At 42.6% G+C, this 16,403-nt stretch carries 13 protein-coding genes and 1 pseudogene; all 14 read right to left on the reverse strand.

Annotated features, from left to right (window positions below; all coding sequences use genetic code 11):
- Positions 1-4 precede the first annotated feature (4 nt).
- The gene (gene neuB, locus AC0YNX_RS13930) at positions 5-1,087 is read right to left on the reverse strand and encodes an N-acetylneuraminate synthase (protein ID WP_475816297.1); all 1,083 of its coding nucleotides are present in this window, start codon (positions 1,085-1,087) and stop codon (positions 5-7) included.
- Positions 1,084-2,271: a UDP-N-acetylglucosamine 2-epimerase gene (gene neuC, locus AC0YNX_RS13935; protein WP_475816298.1), complete on the reverse strand. Its 1,188-nt coding sequence runs from the start codon at positions 2,269-2,271 to the stop codon at positions 1,084-1,086. Before neuC ends, neuB begins: the two co-directional genes overlap by 4 nt.
- Positions 2,268-3,446, reverse strand: a complete 1,179-nt coding sequence (locus AC0YNX_RS13940; protein ID WP_475816299.1) for a LegC family aminotransferase — start codon at positions 3,444-3,446, stop codon at positions 2,268-2,270. Before AC0YNX_RS13940 ends, neuC begins: the two co-directional genes overlap by 4 nt.
- Before the next feature lie 13 nt (positions 3,447-3,459).
- Complete coding sequence (locus tag AC0YNX_RS13945) at positions 3,460-4,470, reverse strand: NAD-dependent 4,6-dehydratase LegB (RefSeq protein ID WP_475816747.1); 1,011 nt, start codon at positions 4,468-4,470, stop codon at positions 3,460-3,462.
- A 36-nt stretch (positions 4,471-4,506) separates the two neighbouring features.
- Positions 4,507-5,937: a motility associated factor glycosyltransferase family protein gene (locus tag AC0YNX_RS13950; RefSeq protein ID WP_475816300.1), complete on the reverse strand. Its 1,431-nt coding sequence runs from the start codon at positions 5,935-5,937 to the stop codon at positions 4,507-4,509.
- Between the two features lie 30 nt (positions 5,938-5,967).
- The gene (locus AC0YNX_RS13955; protein ID WP_475816301.1) at positions 5,968-7,338 is read right to left on the reverse strand and encodes a glycosyltransferase family 2 protein; all 1,371 of its coding nucleotides are present in this window, start codon (positions 7,336-7,338) and stop codon (positions 5,968-5,970) included.
- A 27-nt stretch (positions 7,339-7,365) separates the two neighbouring features.
- Complete coding sequence (locus AC0YNX_RS13960; protein ID WP_475816302.1) at positions 7,366-8,736, reverse strand: glycosyltransferase family 2 protein; 1,371 nt, start codon at positions 8,734-8,736, stop codon at positions 7,366-7,368.
- Positions 8,737-8,766: 30 nt separating this feature from the next.
- A complete protein-coding gene (locus AC0YNX_RS13965; RefSeq protein ID WP_475816303.1) occupies positions 8,767-10,119 on the reverse strand; it encodes a glycosyltransferase family 2 protein in 1,353 nt (450 codons plus the stop codon).
- Positions 10,120-10,133: 14 nt separating this feature from the next.
- The gene (locus AC0YNX_RS13970) at positions 10,134-11,132 is read right to left on the reverse strand and encodes a Gfo/Idh/MocA family protein (RefSeq protein ID WP_475816748.1); all 999 of its coding nucleotides are present in this window, start codon (positions 11,130-11,132) and stop codon (positions 10,134-10,136) included.
- Positions 11,127-11,498 (reverse strand): annotated as a pseudogene (locus AC0YNX_RS13975) (adenylyltransferase/cytidyltransferase family protein); the annotation flags it as partial. The pseudogene AC0YNX_RS13975 and the gene AC0YNX_RS13970, both read right to left, overlap by 6 nt.
- Entirely contained in the window at positions 11,495-12,280 is a 786-nt protein-coding gene (locus tag AC0YNX_RS13980) for an adenylyltransferase/cytidyltransferase family protein (protein WP_475816304.1), read from the reverse strand. The pseudogene AC0YNX_RS13975 and the gene AC0YNX_RS13980, both read right to left, overlap by 4 nt.
- 47 nt (positions 12,281-12,327) lie before the next feature.
- Positions 12,328-13,701: a glycosyltransferase family A protein gene (locus AC0YNX_RS13985; RefSeq protein ID WP_475816305.1), complete on the reverse strand. Its 1,374-nt coding sequence runs from the start codon at positions 13,699-13,701 to the stop codon at positions 12,328-12,330.
- Positions 13,688-14,854, reverse strand: coding sequence for a LicD family protein (locus tag AC0YNX_RS13990; RefSeq protein ID WP_475816306.1), 1,167 nt, complete (start codon positions 14,852-14,854; stop codon positions 13,688-13,690). The genes AC0YNX_RS13985 and AC0YNX_RS13990 overlap by 14 nt, the downstream gene beginning before the upstream one ends.
- Positions 14,838-16,403 carry a hypothetical protein gene (locus tag AC0YNX_RS13995; RefSeq protein ID WP_475816307.1) on the reverse strand — a complete coding sequence of 522 codons (1,566 nt, stop codon included), beginning with the start codon at positions 16,401-16,403 and terminating at the stop codon, positions 14,838-14,840. Before AC0YNX_RS13995 ends, AC0YNX_RS13990 begins: the two co-directional genes overlap by 17 nt.

A 16,403-nucleotide genomic window follows, 5' to 3' on the forward strand; every position in this document is an offset into this window, starting at 1 on the left:
ACACTCACCATTCAATCAGCTCATCTTCCGCATAATTCCGATCTGCCTTACGTCCCAGTAGGTTCCAATACATCGAGGGAGGAAGGCCATTGCCCGGACGCTTCAATGTCAAGTTCATCTCATCGAATGTCTCGCCGTGTTGAATAGCGCAGGAGGCAACTATACTTTTACGTGCAGGCACCATATTTTTAAGCTCGGAAGTAGCCGCATATTTGACGCCTGTTCCAAGGGCTACTTCAATATGTCTAATTTGTGTTATCATCTCTTGGATTTCTTGCGGCTCTAGCGATGCTTGATGGTCTGGTCCATCCATCGTCTTGTCCAACGTAAAATGTTTCTCGATGATGACTGCGCCTAATGCGACTGCAGCCACAGAAACCTCCGACCCAAGCGTATGATCGGAATAACCGACCGGGAGAGAGAACGCCTGTTTAAGTGTTTTCATTCGATTCAAGTGAACATCTTCGTAAGGAGTTGGATACTCTGTCGTACAGTGGAGCAATGTTACATGATCCTGCAAAGACTTCTGCCCCTCTTCAGAGGAATAGCAGCTCTTGAATGCCATCAGAGACGGCTTCGCGTCACGGTCGGCAATCAGCCCGAAAGCAATAACACTTAAAGCCTCTTCAACTTCACCAATTGTCGCCATACCGGTCGAGATTATTAATTCACAACCTGTTCTTGCAGCTTTCAACAAGAAAGGAAGGTTCGACAAGTCGCCCGACGAAAATTTCAACCGACTCAGTTTTAACGAATTCGTTAACAAATCGAGACTCTCGTCATCGAAGGGAGTCGATAAAAAATCAATATTGTGATCTCGGCAGCATGCTATTAATTCAAAATGCTCGTCCTGCGACAACTCCAGCTTACGAATCATATCCTGTTGTGATTCTTCCGAGTCCGTAAGCCGCTTCTGGTACTCTGCTTTTTCGGCGCGAACGCTGACGAGCTTATTTGCTCGGAATGTTTGAAACTTCACTGCATTAGCGCCAACTCTAGCTGCTTCTGCAACCAACTTCTTGGCGATCGCTAGCGAACCGTTATGGTTGACACCCGCTTCCGCAATGATATACGTGGATGGCTTCATTCGCTTGCCCCCGATTTCATATCATAAAAAGACTTCATTAGAAGCTCTTCTAATGCGATAGACTTCAATATTTGCTTGATTTGCGACGAAGTATGGCCTTCACCATATAAAGAAACTTCCTGTGGCAATGAGGCGCGGAAAGTATCCGACAACGCCATCTGGATAGCAGCAGCAATCTCATCACTTGAAGAACCACAATCTATAACCGTTGCAGCCTTGATCCTTCCTGATTGACGTAAGCCAATATTTACCGTTGGCACATGAAACATCGGCGCTTCGATAATTCCGCTCGATGAGTTACCGACAACAGCCTGCACATGTTTTAACGCGCTTAAATATCGAAGCTGCCCTAACGAGGTAAAGCATTTCACACGATTGGGATACTTTGCAGCGTATTCTTCCATCATCTTGGCGATAATACGCCCATCTGTATCGGAATTCGGCTTGGTAATAATAATATGGGCATCCGGAATGCGGTCTAAAGCTTCTAATAGTTGTTCCGTCAGCTTACTCGAAGACTGCGTCGCCAATGTTAACGGATGGTATGTTACTAACAGATTGACATCTCCGAATTTGAAGTCTAACGCACACTCCAGCTCTTCTCTTGTAAGTAGTTCAAGTTGACAAATATTATCAAGACCAATCGCACCAACATTGTATGCACGTTCTGGGTTTTCCCCTAATTGAATCACTCGCTGTCTATATTGCTCGGTTGACGTAAAATGAAGATGAGACATCTTCGTAATGGAGTGGCGAATCGCTTCATCAATTGCGCCTTCCGTTCTCTCACCACCGTGAAGATGTGCGATCGGAATATTCGCAATCATCGCCGCTTGAGCCGCGGTCATACTCTCATACCGATCACCGAGCAGCACCATCATATCCGGCTTCAGACGGTCTAACGCATCCGCAAAACCAATTAGGGCCAATCCCATCGATTTCGTGATGCCAACTGGCGTATCACTGGAGAGCAGCATCTCTACTTTCGCATCCATTGTAAATCCGTCTTCTACAATTTGCTGTACCGTAAGTCCGAATTCAGGTGACAAATGCATACCGGTGACGATGAGTTGCAATTCAATATCTGGATCATCCTGCAGTTCCCTAAGCAGCGGAGTAAGCAACCCGTATTCGGCTCTTGTGCCGGTTACGACTGCAATCCGTCTACTTTCGACTGATGTCATAGATCAATCAGCCCCTGACTACTCGGAATGTTAATTACGGAATATTCTAGTCGTTCCGTTATCGGAAGCGGCATGCGCGGGTGATGCTCAAACATCGGCAGCCGATGCATCGGCTGCCAGATAGGGCGCGTTTGGAATCCTGCGTCATTGGTCAGTTGTAATATCTGATCGCGCAACGCTGCATCAGGTTTATCCAGAATGATCGCGTTCAGCCAATAGTTACTGCGACAATGTTGTGGCTCACTCATCAGTCTAATTCCTTCAATAGGATGAACGAGCTCACTGTAGCGATTAGCAATTTGTCTCTTATCCGCAATTGTTTGATCTAGTCGCTCCAACTGTGCACAACCAAGCGCAGCGTTCAGGTTCGGCATTCGATAATTGAAACCGATCTGATCGTGGTGGAACTCCCAGCGATGTGGAAGTTTGGCCGTTGTTGTCAGATGCTTCGCCTTCTTCGCTAGTTCTGCATCATTCGTTACAATGGCGCCGCCTCCGCCAGTGGTCAAGATTTTGTTGCCGTTAAAGCTAATCGCTCCGATATGTCCGTATGTGCCTGTATGCTTACCTTTATAAAGAGAACCTAACGACTCCGCGGCATCCTCTATCAGCACCAGGCGATATCTGTCACAAAGCTCCACTAGAGATTCCAAGTCAACAGGATGTCCAAATGTATGCATCGGCACAACGGCTTTAATCCTGTTTCTCGTCAAGCGATTCCTCGGATCCCCATTTGCGTCCAATTCAATAATATCGCGCAAGTAGTGATCTAGTACTTCGACGTCCATCCCTAGCGTGGTCTCCGTAACGTCCACGAAATGCGGAATCGCGCCACAATACGAAACTGCATTCGCAGTAGCAACAAAAGTCAAAGAGGGGATGAGTACTTCGTCCCCTGCTTTGACTCCCGCTAATAACAAGCTCACATGTAAAGCAGCCGTGCCATTCACGACAGGTATCGCATATCCCGCTCCAAGCCACTCTGCAAGCTCGCGCTCGAAACGATCGACGAATGAGCCAGCGGAAGACACCCAACCTGTATCGATGCATTCCTTTACATAGTCCCATTCATTACCTGAAAAACACGGTTCATGCAAAGCGAGCAGGCCTTTTCGCTGTGGATACGCCTGTTCCAACATTTCGACGATAGCATTAGCTAGATGTTGTTGACTCACCTTGCAGCCCCCCTTATATGTTATAAATCGATGTTTTATATTGTCTTAAGTTAAACGGTTCGGTAAACCATGCAATTGTTTCGGCAAGACCTCTGCGGAAGCCTTCTTCGCCTGCAAACTCCGGCTGCCAATTAATCCTCTCCGCCGCTAGCTTATTATCCGCCCATAAGCGTTCAACTTCACTTTTATCCGGACGAATTCGCTCTTCATCAGTTATCCACTCGACATCCTTGCCCATGATTTCACCGATCAGCTTGGCCGTATGCCCAATGGACACTTCAAAGTTGCTGCCAATGTTAATCACTTCTCCAACGCTAGCTGAGGATTCCAACATATGAATGAAGCCGCGAACGGTATCTTGTACATAATTAAAGTCTCTAGTAGGATGAATGGCGCCAAGTTTAATCCGCTCTTGCCCCGCGGCAAGCTGCGTTATAATCGTCGGGATGACCGCTCTCGCCGACTGACGGGGGCCATAGGTGTTAAACGGTCGAATGACGCTGACTGGCAGCTCGAAAGAACGGTAGAATGACAACGCCATCTGATCAGCACCAATCTTGGACGCCGAATAAGGCGACTGACCTTGCAACGGATGCTTCTCATCAATAGGCACATAAAGTGCTGTACCGTAAACTTCACTTGTAGATGTATGTACGACCTTGTGCACGCCAAGCTGCCTGGCTGCTTGAAGGACATTAAGTGTCCCTTTAATGTTAGTGTCCACGTATGTATCCGGTGAATGATACGAATATGGGATCGCGATTAGCGCCGCCAAATGCAGCACAGCATCACACCCTTTCATCGCCTCACTTACTCCATGCGGATCGCGAATATCTCCTGCGAACACTTCAAACTTGCCTTGCACATCCGCCGCTGCATGATCCAGCCATCCCCACGAGTTAAACGAATTGTACATCACAAATGCGCGCACATCATAGCCTTGGCGAACGAGCGCTTCTGTTAAATGAGAACCAATGAAGCCATCGGCCCCAGTTACGAGCACTCTGCGGAATTTACTCACAATGTACACTTCCTCTAACAAATATTTTCTCTAATAGCTTCATACTTCTCGTTCCAGTGCTTTATATCGCTTAGTCAATGCAGGAATAAACGATGGAGTAAGGGAACGATATTCTTTTCCACTTTCCTCACCGAGTCTAATTAGTTCCTCCATGTTGCGATTGTGCCTCTCGAGATAAGCTTCCGTATCACTACTAATAAGGCTATAAGATGTATGAGCCTTACGCGCTAAAGTCAACGTCTCATCCCACTGCGCGACCTTACTATGTTCCCAGTGATTTTTTATGCTCGGTGACCCATCGCAGCCTGCGATAATGATCGTACTCGCAAGTGACGAAGCTATTGGTATTGCTAAAGTTGTAATTACATTAGACAAAGATTTTGCCCAGAACGAATCTACAATCGGGAAATGATAAATCGTACTTGTAATTGGAACTCCAATGATTTGACGTCGCAACTCTGGATAATGAGCAAACAACAACGCTGCATACATCTCAGGGACGATGCAGTATCTCGAGGAGGGACTAAGAAATTGCCTAACCGCTTCTCTATACTCCTGACTAAATCTCGTATGACTAAACAGGAATGCATCAACGGCAACAAACACATCTGGATTCAATAGTTCGAGCGACTTCTCACTCTTAACAATGGAATTACATATAATCTTAATTCCTGGAGCGAGCTGTGCATCCAGTACCATCTCTAGCGAAGGACCAGATCCAAACACATAGGCAGGCTCCTCCTTATCGACCTGAGCCTGCATCCGCTCGAAGTTCAGCTTCGACTGAGTTAGCAACGAAGCCCGTGCCTCAAAATCCAACGTGCGATAATGTAATCTCGCATAAATTAGTAATTCCGGTCTTTCCAAATATTCCGGATCCCCACATCCTATTTTCATCCGATAAGGCTGTAAGATCGCATCATTCAAACTTTCCTGTTCCCATACAAGGAGAAAATCGCAAGCATCCATCTCACGTTCCCACTCCTCCTCATTTGGGCTGACTTGAGGGTGGTATATATGTAGATTCTCTCTATTCGGCAGAAACCAGTTAAGTCTAGCCTCCATATCTTCACGTGCTTCCATTGAGGTCATAAATGGATAAATAACAATATGGCGTAGAGCATGTTTATGGAAAGGAAAGAAACCTGGCTGACCTTCGGTTTCCATCTGCATAGGCATAATAATGCGGGCTTCGTCAATGCCGCACTCAATAAGTGCATTTGCAATCGTGAACGATTCCCAGAACGCAGCAACGACATAAATCATCTCTTGTTTATTTGGGAGCTGAGCAAGGTGTTGCTGATTTAATACCGGAATCCCTCGGAACTCCTTGCGTTCAGAAGAAAATGTGTCCACACAATATTGAATACGCTCTCGTAAACCTAATGCTTCGATTTGATCGATATATTGCTCAGCAATGATTCCCGTTTCATAAATAACTAACGGCAAGTCATGATTTAATGCTTCCATCGGAAATGGGTAATACTTGTTTGGCTTCACTCACCGCACCTCACTGCAACCGCAACTATTATTCACAATCAATTCTGGAAAATACTCAGCGCCTAAATTATTCAGTACATCTTGAAAATAAAAAAAGTTCGTATTTGTATTACGAAGCTTATCTCCAACATCCTGATTACCATTCAAGAATAGGATTACCGTATCATCCTTCAAGAGTGAATCAATGTCAGGTCGCGTAAGAGGTATCTCAAAGAGACAGTCACCTTGCTTTGCTTTGATATCCCATATTTCATTGGGAACAATATTGCAGTTTATAAAATCCTGTAAAGTTGTTCTCGCTATAACACCGGCACCATATGCGATCAATCGTCCTTTTGTTCTCCGAATAACAGATAGCGTATTATTAATGTTAGGCGAATACTGTGTGAGATAATTGCTGATAGCACAGAAAGTTATAGATATTCCGACCTCTTCAAGGCGTTCTTTACTTATTTGAGTAGGCAGGGTATCACTCACAGCCTGTAAAAATTGATTCATATAGTAATCATGGTAACTTTCCAGATGAGGACTCTGACTTATCTGCCTTACCACATTTCTATATTTGCTTATAACAGCTAGTTTGCAATAAAAATCAAATTCCGTTGACGAATCCATACAATTCTTCAACGTGGTTTGGGATAATAAGCATATAGACTCTTGGAATTGGTGAATTTTTTGCATGTCCGTTTGCGATGTTATTATGGAGTTTTCACGTAAAATGTATGAGTATATAGGCTTTCGCAGGTAAATAATAGCCTTCTCCGCAGCTAAGATCGGAAGCCAAATCTGCATTTCCTGAGTGTGGCTCAAATGGGTAATAAAATGTTCAAGTAGACGCAATTTACTAATTAATACGGTTCGAAACATGATCACTGCCACAGAAGTCCGAAGTTTCTTCAACATGAACTTCGTTAACAAATTCCGATTATCATTCGACACTAGAGTAATCTCTGGCCTATTTATCTCCGGAGCAAATCCGAAATCCCACCGATTCCTTACTTCATCACCAACCACACAATTTACATCAGGGTATTGAATCAGCGCATTTACCATGGCAGAAACATACTCTTCACATAACAAATCATCACAATCTGGTATACAAACAAATTCACCCGTGACAAGCTTTAATCCATTTTTCACCGCGGCTGCTACGCCCTGGTTTTCTTGATCAAGAATAACGACTTCATAACCTCGGGTTATAAGTTTTCTCTCATATTGGTCAATTACATCTCTAGTCCCATCTTCGCTACCATCATTGACCAATATAATTTCAAGGTTGTCCCACTTCTGTGCAAGGACAGAATCAAGCATACCAGAAATATATTTAGCTTTGTTATAGCATGAAATGATCATGCTTACTTTAGGCTGCATGATTCTGCCCCTTCCTAAGAACGATTATTACCGGATTCCTCTTTGCTCATTAGAATTCAATGTCAGTTTTATTAAATGCTCATTGACTAATTCATTGAGTATATCTTGGAAATAAAATACGTTCGCTTCAGTCTTGCGCAAGTTATATTCTACCTCTTTATAACTATGTAAAAAAATAATGATCGTATCATCCTTCGTGAGCGACTCAAAATCGGGTCTTTTTAAAGGAAGCTCATACAAACAGTCATCTTGAAGTGCCTGTAAATCCCAAACTTCATTTGGAGCTAAATTATACTTAACGAAATCCGGTAATACCCTTTTTGCCACCCTACCAGCACCATAAGCGATCAAGCGATTTTGAGTACTTCGAATAACAGGTAGAATGCCTTTGTTTTCAGTGGTGTAATCAGTTAAATAATAGCTAATAAATCGACTTACTACGTAGAAACTGAAATCTTCAACGAGATTCGTTGTTAAAGTAAATGGCAATAGTTCACTCTCATTCACAGCCTCAATAAACTTCCTGATACTGCTGGATCTATACTCTTCTAATTCGTGTTGGTTTATTCGAGCATATATCATAAGACACTTCACGATATTAGATACCTTATAAAAGGCATCCATTTCAATCGAAGAGTCGGCATAATTCCTCAACGTTTCCCGTGTTAGTGCATATCTATCTTCAGCATATTTATAAATTTTTTGTATATCCGTAACTGAAGTTTCAATTGAATTTTCCCGTACCATATAGGTATATAGTTGCCTATTTAGGTGAATGATAGCGTCCTCCGAAACCAAGATCGGAAGCCAAATCTGCTGCTCTTGAGTCGTTCTTACAGTGGTAATAAATTTTTCAATAAGATTCAATTTATTAAGCAATGAGGATCGCATCATCATCAGACATGCAGATTGAAAAAATGAAGCCAAAATAAATTTTTTCAATAAAATATGCCGGTCATTCGATATAAGGGAAATTTCAGGACTGTCATATTTCGAAGTTGACCATGATACCCTTCCACTTCCCACTACATCACAGACAACACAATTGACATCTGGAAATAGCTTCAGTGCATGAACCATAGCTGAAACATATTCCTTGTCCAATATATCGTCACAATCAGGCATGCAAACAAATTCACCAGTAACAAGCTGTAACCCACTTTTAATTGCTGCTGCTACACCTTGGTTTTCTTGATCAAAAATCTTTACATCATAACCACGACGTTTTAATTTTTCGGCATATATAGTGATTATATCTCTTGTTCCGTCGGTACTACCGTCGTTTACTAGTATGACTTCAATGTTGTCCCACTTCTGAGCAACAACCGAATCAAGCATTTCAGAGATGTAATTAACTTTATTATAACAAGGAACAACCATACTTACTTTTGATTGCATTATAGTATTCTCCTCATACTATTGCTCGTACTACTTAACTAACAGTTCTAAAAACCGTTCGGAGACCAACTCATCCAGTATATCTTGATAATAAACTACATTCGCATTCGTTTTAAGCAAGATATCTTCAATATCGTTATAGCTTTTCAAAAGAATAATAATTGTATCATCCTTCGTAAGCGAGTCAAAACTAGGCGGATTAAGTGAAATCTCAAAAATACGATCACCTTGATTAGCTTTCATATCCCAAACTTCATTCGGGACAAGATTGTACTTAATAAAGTCCGGTAATACCCTATTTGCTACCCTGCCAGCGCCATACGCTATTAAGCGTCCTTGCTTGCTTCGAATAGAAGATAGATGTCCATTTTTTTCTGGAAGGTAACCCATTAAATAATTGCAAACAAATCGGCTCACTACGTTAAAGCCGAAGTCTTCCACAATTTCCGTTGTTAATTCATATGGCAAGAGACCGATATGATTCACAACCACAATAAATTGATTCAGTGATTGATCCAAGTATTGATTACCATCGGAGAGATTTCGAGCACAGCGATAAACATTAATGCTTCTTGATACTAATGCCGTATTCATTAGATGTTCTTTCTTCTTAGAATCAGCGATATCATCCGGTAATCGGTTTATCGCGATCTCACAAAGCTGGAAATATTCATCATAGAACTTTTTCTGTAATTCATACTTATCATGACGCGAATGTCCTAAATCGGCCGCGTTGAAACGGTATAGGGGTAAATCAAAATATTTATATTTGCCTTTATTCATGGTCAGAGGGATTATATATCCCGGCTCATGCGAACCCTTGGTGTCCGTAAAGTAATTTTGGATGATATTGCATTGTTTAATATATTCCGCCCTTACTAAGTAAACCCATACTGTTGGGCGAATATCCGTTAGAAGATACCGTTCTGTATAATAAGGCTCTTCATTGTTTATTTTGCTTAAATTCAATGGCTCAAATTGTTTACTATCGCCACTTCCTGTGTAGTGCACTCCACCACAGATACAATAATCGTAATCGGCATTTTTATCGAGCCATTCAGCCATTATAGAAGCAAATTCGGGGTCTAATTCATCGTCGCTATCCACCATGCAAATATAGTCACCAGTAGCCAAAGCAAGACCCGCATTGGCAGCAGCACATACTCCAGCATTTTTTTGATCTTCTATTATAATCTCAAAACCACGCTCTCGGAACTTAGGCTCATATTCAGCAATAACATCACGAGTCCCATCAGTGGAGCCATCATTTACAAGTATAAGCTCAATATTGTCCCATTCCTGTGCAATAATGGAGTCGAACATTTCACCGATATACTTTACTTTATTATAACAAGGCATAACCATACTTACTTTGCTTTGCATTTTACTACCGCCTTTCAAATTAGGTCCAACGCGAGTTCTTTCCCATTTCTCACTTGCAAAAACTGCTCAATAATTGCGGCCATTGTTATTGACTCTTCAGCAGTCAGTTTATAGTTACGCCTAGCCGGTTCATTTATATTGCGAACAAAGTCAGCGATCTCAAAGCGCATTCCGTAACCTGGGAACGGTGCGGAGAAGCTTTCATTATTATCCGGGTTTTCGTAGCACACTTCGAACGTTTTAGTTAGCCACCAAGGTGATTTAACCTGAATGTATCCTTTTGTTCCGGAAACAAGCAGCTGCCCCTCACTTTTAACACCAATGCCGGTTTTAACTGTAGCAATCGCATCTTCGAAGCGGAAGTATGCTTTCGTATAGATGTCCACGTCTCTATTGTCTTTAAAACATTCAAAACGTAGATCATTGAATTTGGTTCCGAGCAGCTTCAGGATTGGCAGCAAATTATAGCTAGCAAGTTCCGTAAAGCTCCCGCCGACAACAGGGAGATACTCCCGCATATTGGGATCACAAGGTATAAGCTTTGTGAATGTGGCTTCTACATCATAAATTTTTCCAATACGTCCGCTTTTGGCAATGGCGAGCAGGTTAAGAAAACCAGGCGCATAAGCTGTCTTGATGGCTTCCATTAACACAAGACCTGTTTGCTGTGCCAACTCATACAACTTCCGTGCCTCAACTTCGCGCATAACCATTGGTTTCTCACAAAGAACATGCTTTCCAGCCAACAAAGCTTGGCGCGCATATTCATAATGAGTTTCATGAGGCGAGGCAATATACACGCTATCAACATGGTCAAGAAAAACGTCGTAGTTATCATAAGCCATGGCTAGTTCAAAGCGATCGGCAAAAGCTACGGCGCTGCTAAGGCGAGGGTTAAATACTGATGTTGCAGAGATGCCACTCACGAACTTCACTTCTGAGAGTGTTCTCTCTGCAATACGCCCGCTTCCAACAATTCCAAGCCGAATGCTCCTGTTCCGTTCAATGCGCAATTCCGTGCTTGAAATATCCTTCGTCCGCTCGAGATAGACAACCTCGCAGTATTCATTGAGATAATCAAATGTGCCGCGCCAATCGGATCCGACAACAAAAGTATGCACGTTAAACTTTTGAACGTCGCCGATCTTCTGACTCTCATGATCCTCTACGATAATTTCATCGGCGTAGCCGCAGCTGCGCACATTGTCAATTCGGCTCATGAGGGAATCAACGACATTCATCTTGCCCCGTTGAATGTCATATTGCTCTGTGGTAACACCAACAATAAGGTAGTCACCGAGGGCTTTCGCTCGTTCGAGCAACCGGCGGTGACCTTCATGGAATAAGTCAAACGTTCCGTATGTAATAACTTTTCTCATATAATTCTCCCCGGTTCGATTCCTAGTGACCGCAAACGCGATACAATCTGAGAGTGATACGTTGTAGAAGCAATCACAATACGATCATAATCACTTACATAAGACCGTACTTCCTCAGGGGTCAAGCAACGTTTTCCCTCGAAGCTATCGCCAGGTTGGGCGTAAGTATCCGCAAATGCTATAACTTCGCAGAAATCCAATGTTGAGAGCTGGCGGGCATATTGTTCACCGACTTTACCAATGCCATAGATGATGACACGTTCCTTTTTATGCACCTTATCAAAAGGGAATATAAATTGAACGCCAGCATCTATTCGTCGTGCTTTATCTGCATGTTCTGCTTTGGGAGGCAAAGTGATTTCCTGCAAGCGGCTAGTAGTTACTTCATTGGTGTAAGGAAAGAAAACCAAGTCAGCACCCAATGCTTTAAGTGCCTCCTCTTCGTGCGCCCAACCATCATTGGCATGGTCGTCTCCGCTAAACATCGCATCAAACTTGTATTTTTCGAAAGCACTAATTTTATTTATCAGTGGTTCAGTTGTTACATCAACTTCATCCACATATTTGAGTGCTCCTACAATTTCTAATCGTTCTTTAAGAGATATAGTCGGCCACTTGTTTTTGTGCTTCGATACCAACTCATCTGTAAGAACGCCTACAATCAGCTTGTCGCAACGTTCCTTTGTCCGACGGATTAAATTAAGATGCCCTATATGGAACATATCGAACACTCCTGAGATATATCCAATCTTCCATTTTTTGTCCGTGTCCGTTGATAGCATCTTTTAACCCTCCCAAGTATTAGAATTACGCTCCGGAAATACGGTCTCTAATATACAAACTGACAATTCACCGGAAGCCGATTATCCACGTGCATATGCATAAATTTCCATATGTTATCCATACTTATCGTCTTAACCCCTCGGCAATTCTGTTGAACAAATTGCAATACATCGAGAGATCTTGGAAATACAAGAATTACATCATCCTCGTTAATTTCATCAAATTGAGGTCTTGTTACTACTTTTCCATGAATAGTGGTATCTGTTGCGGCTGAATTATCCCATAAAAGTTCAGGCTCTAAGCCTGTGCCGCTAATTAAAGGTAATACTCTCTCAGCATTGATTCCAAGTGCTCCATATGCGATAACTCGCGAATGAGCTTGAGGTTTAAATTTCTGATTTTCGGGCTCAAGAATAATAGTATCGAGGTAATTCATGATATCTAAGTAGCGTGTTGACTTGAATAGCTCAGGTTCATAGTGAGGCTTCGGGTCAAACAATTCGTCAATCAATGAAACCGCATATTCAGCAAATTCATCTAAATGCTGCTCTCTGTTACTCATAGATTGATGGTTAAGATCCAAATTGTTCAGTTGGCTTAGGTAATCTTTTAACTTCCCATACTTGTCTAATGCCAACAATTTGTCCTTTTCTTTACGGCTTATTTCTGCCCGCTCGATACTCCATTTATATAAATAGGAATAGTCATTATAGAAGCTTTCAAGCTTTGTATAAGTATCGAAGGAATACAAATCACTTGCAAATCGATTATACCTGTACAGACCCTCATCAAAGCATTTCAATTTCCCGCCGCCAAGCATTAATGGGACAGCAAATAGTGGCTCATACGTTTTTCTACGTTCACTACAGAAATTCTCTATTAAACGGCAGTGCTTCACATAACTCATTCTGGACATATATACCCAAGATGTAGTGATTACTTTCCGCAATAGGTGATGGACCAAAAGTTGATCGTTATTGGCCATGCTTGCACTAGAGACTACTTCCTGCGGTTCAACTTTACCATCTTGAATTAAATAGGGTCTGAATGAGCATGCAGCCCATTGATAATCCTTATGTTCGTCCAACCAGCCTGCCATTGTGGACACATATTCGGGTTCAATGCTATCGTCACAATCAACAAGGCAGAAATAATCCCCTGACATCTTAATTAGCCCTGCATACACTGCAGCACAGCAGCCTGAATTAAGTTGATCGATAATAACAACCTCATACCCCCTAGCACGAAGTTTGGGTTCATATTCAGAGATTACCTCACGAGTACCATCGGTTGAGCCGTCATTGACGAGAATGAGCTCGATATGATTCCACACTTGTGCGATTACGCTCTCCAGCATTGGCCCTATATCGTTCACTTTGTTGTAACAGGGTACAACCATGCTCACTTTACCTTGTATCATTGTTTGTACTCCTCATATAATGTAGGCCGTCAATAAAATAGTAGTAATCGAACACTTTCATTTCCTCAAGCTGTTTGGCTATTTCTTTATGATAAATGCTTGCGATTATAAGCCGTGAATTCTCATCCATTAACACTGGTAATTCTGAAGGAGCACGTACGGGGACGCCAAATGCTAAATTCCCCCATGCGCTTGTTTTATTATCAAACGCGCAAACGACATCCAGATTTCGGCTATAACGTTCCAACCAAATACGAAGGCTATCACCGGCACCGAAGATATATACCTTCTTACCTTCAATATCACTCAGCATGTCAGTATAGCGACGAACGTACTCTTTGTACGAACGATTCAAATCCACAGTACATTCTCTGTGCTTAGGCTTGCGACTTTTCATATCTGGCTCATAAAGTCCGCCGGGATAGGATGCAATTAGTACTTCATTAAAGCCCACAGGCACAGGGATTTTTAAATTTTCAAAATCCACTTCAACACTTTCCGAGAACCATTTTTTATCATACACTCTCCTACCATACTCACCCTTCAACACAGGGACTGAGTAATATAGCTGGTTTGTATACTTCGAACAGAAGCGTTCATATCGCTCTGCTAGAAATTCATATTGTCCCGATATTCCGCCAGCTCCGTAGCAAAATTCTTCTTTGGCCTCAGGAATCTCAGCCCCTTCGCTTTCATCAAGGGCTGCTGAAGCATACATTTGCATATGCATTTTTAATGCCGTTTCCTGAACCCTTTTTGCAGCATCACCACTTGGCATATCGTCAAGGGGAAGGATATCAATATATACCCCCATGTGGCCGCCTCGCGTATGCCCATTAGGGAAATTTGAGAGGATGGTCGTATTACTTCGCCGCAGCCGAATAAAGCGGGGAGCAGCGGCAGGATCATTCTGCGGTGTTTGCAGAAAATACGGCTCGCTAAACCAGTCTTTTGAAAGCCTAATTCGATCATATTCCTTGCGAGGTAAGACAATATCGATGTCGTCATCCCAGGGGATGAATCCTCTATGGCGAACCGCTCCGAGAAGAGTTCCGAACATGGCGAACCAAGTTAGTCCTTCACGCTTTGCAACTCTTGCAAATTCTCGAAGAATATCAAGTTCAACGACCTGTAACTCATTTAGTTTGTTCACCAATTAATTCTCCTAAGGTATACACAGGTATGGTTACTCTCTCACGTAAGTTCTTACTTATTTCATCGCCATTTAAGATGCTAATTATAAGAACATCTCTGTTGTTAATTGATAGTATTTCTTGCATATTTTCGGTATTGTGGAGCGATTTATCAATAACAGCTGTTACATTCATTCCATTATCGTCAAACGCACGCTGCAAAACCTTTCCACGCAAGCCAAAACCGTAAATAGCCGGTTGTTTAAATCCCAATACCTTTAGCTTTTTAACAGCAGGGAGGAATCTGGAATATCGACGTGTCACTTCCGACCGTTTCGCAATATCCCCCATTGACCGCTCCGTTTCATAATCAAGCGGATATGCTATTTCACCAAATACTTCAGCGAATGTTTTCATATGTGCATATTCAGATAACTGTTCAAAACTCTCTAAAATCCCGTAACGTGCTTTCAAAAGTTCGAGCCAAGCCTCTGAACGTGGATCACTGCTAAATACCGGTGAATATTTAAATGACCACAATGCTCTTGTAATCGCAACATCAGGCGAAACATTATCCCAATAATATTCCTGATCAAAAAAGATAAGTTCGTCGTTCTCTTTATCGTAAAAACAATTCGCAGGAACGAGTTCCCAAAAGCATTTGCCGGTTTGTGCAGCCTTCATAATGGCTTCACGAATGCGGTCGAACTGGGCTACCATCTCACCATCGTCAAATGTTCCGACCGAGAGCTTCTTCGCCCAATAATCCCACAACGTAGGCAAATTCAAACGCGGCATAACCAGTGAATCGTCTTCTATTTTCATCTGAATGACATTTACACCCAAACTAGCAAGCTCCTCGTGATTACGCAAGGTTTTCAGTAGGCCTGCCTTGCCATCGGGATGAAGAGGTGTTTTATGCACCGTGCCATCATTACGAACCGTTGTAGCATAGCGTTTGGCCGGCTCACGATAAATCGTAATTGCCGCATAATCCACGACACAAGATGGATCGTCAGAGCAAACCCGTGCTTCTACAAAATAGGCGCCGCACATAAACTCAAATGCGCCGCCGCGAATAACTTCGCGGTAAAGGGCACGCTCATCGAATTGTACGGATCCATCATCAGTAATATAAGGAACAAATCTCTGGTTCAAAAACTCATCGGGAAGGTAATTCTCTGAATATACTTCACGAGTAAAATAATGATCTGTTAGCGGATAAAACCATTTTTGACCTTCAAAACCTGCAAGTTTCAATCTCGTTTGCAATTCTGCCTTGCTTGGGAGTGGGTTTGCGCCACCACCATACAACGTATCATAGGGCACTCCCGTGTTCGGCGCTCGTTTTCCTGCCCAATAGCGCAATGCATAAGGATTCTCATACACGAGAAGCAAACGGCCATGAGGTCCTAACTTTTGTTTGTAAGCTACCAAAGCTTCAACTGAGAGGTCCTTCGGATCCCTGACCATTTCATAGGTGATCCCTTCTTCGAAGGGATACCAGCAGAAAACAGAATCTTTCCATGGAGAGCTCTCATAGTATTGTCTTAATGAATCGCTTAACAT

This window comes from Paenibacillus sp. J31R98 (assembly GCF_056269245.1).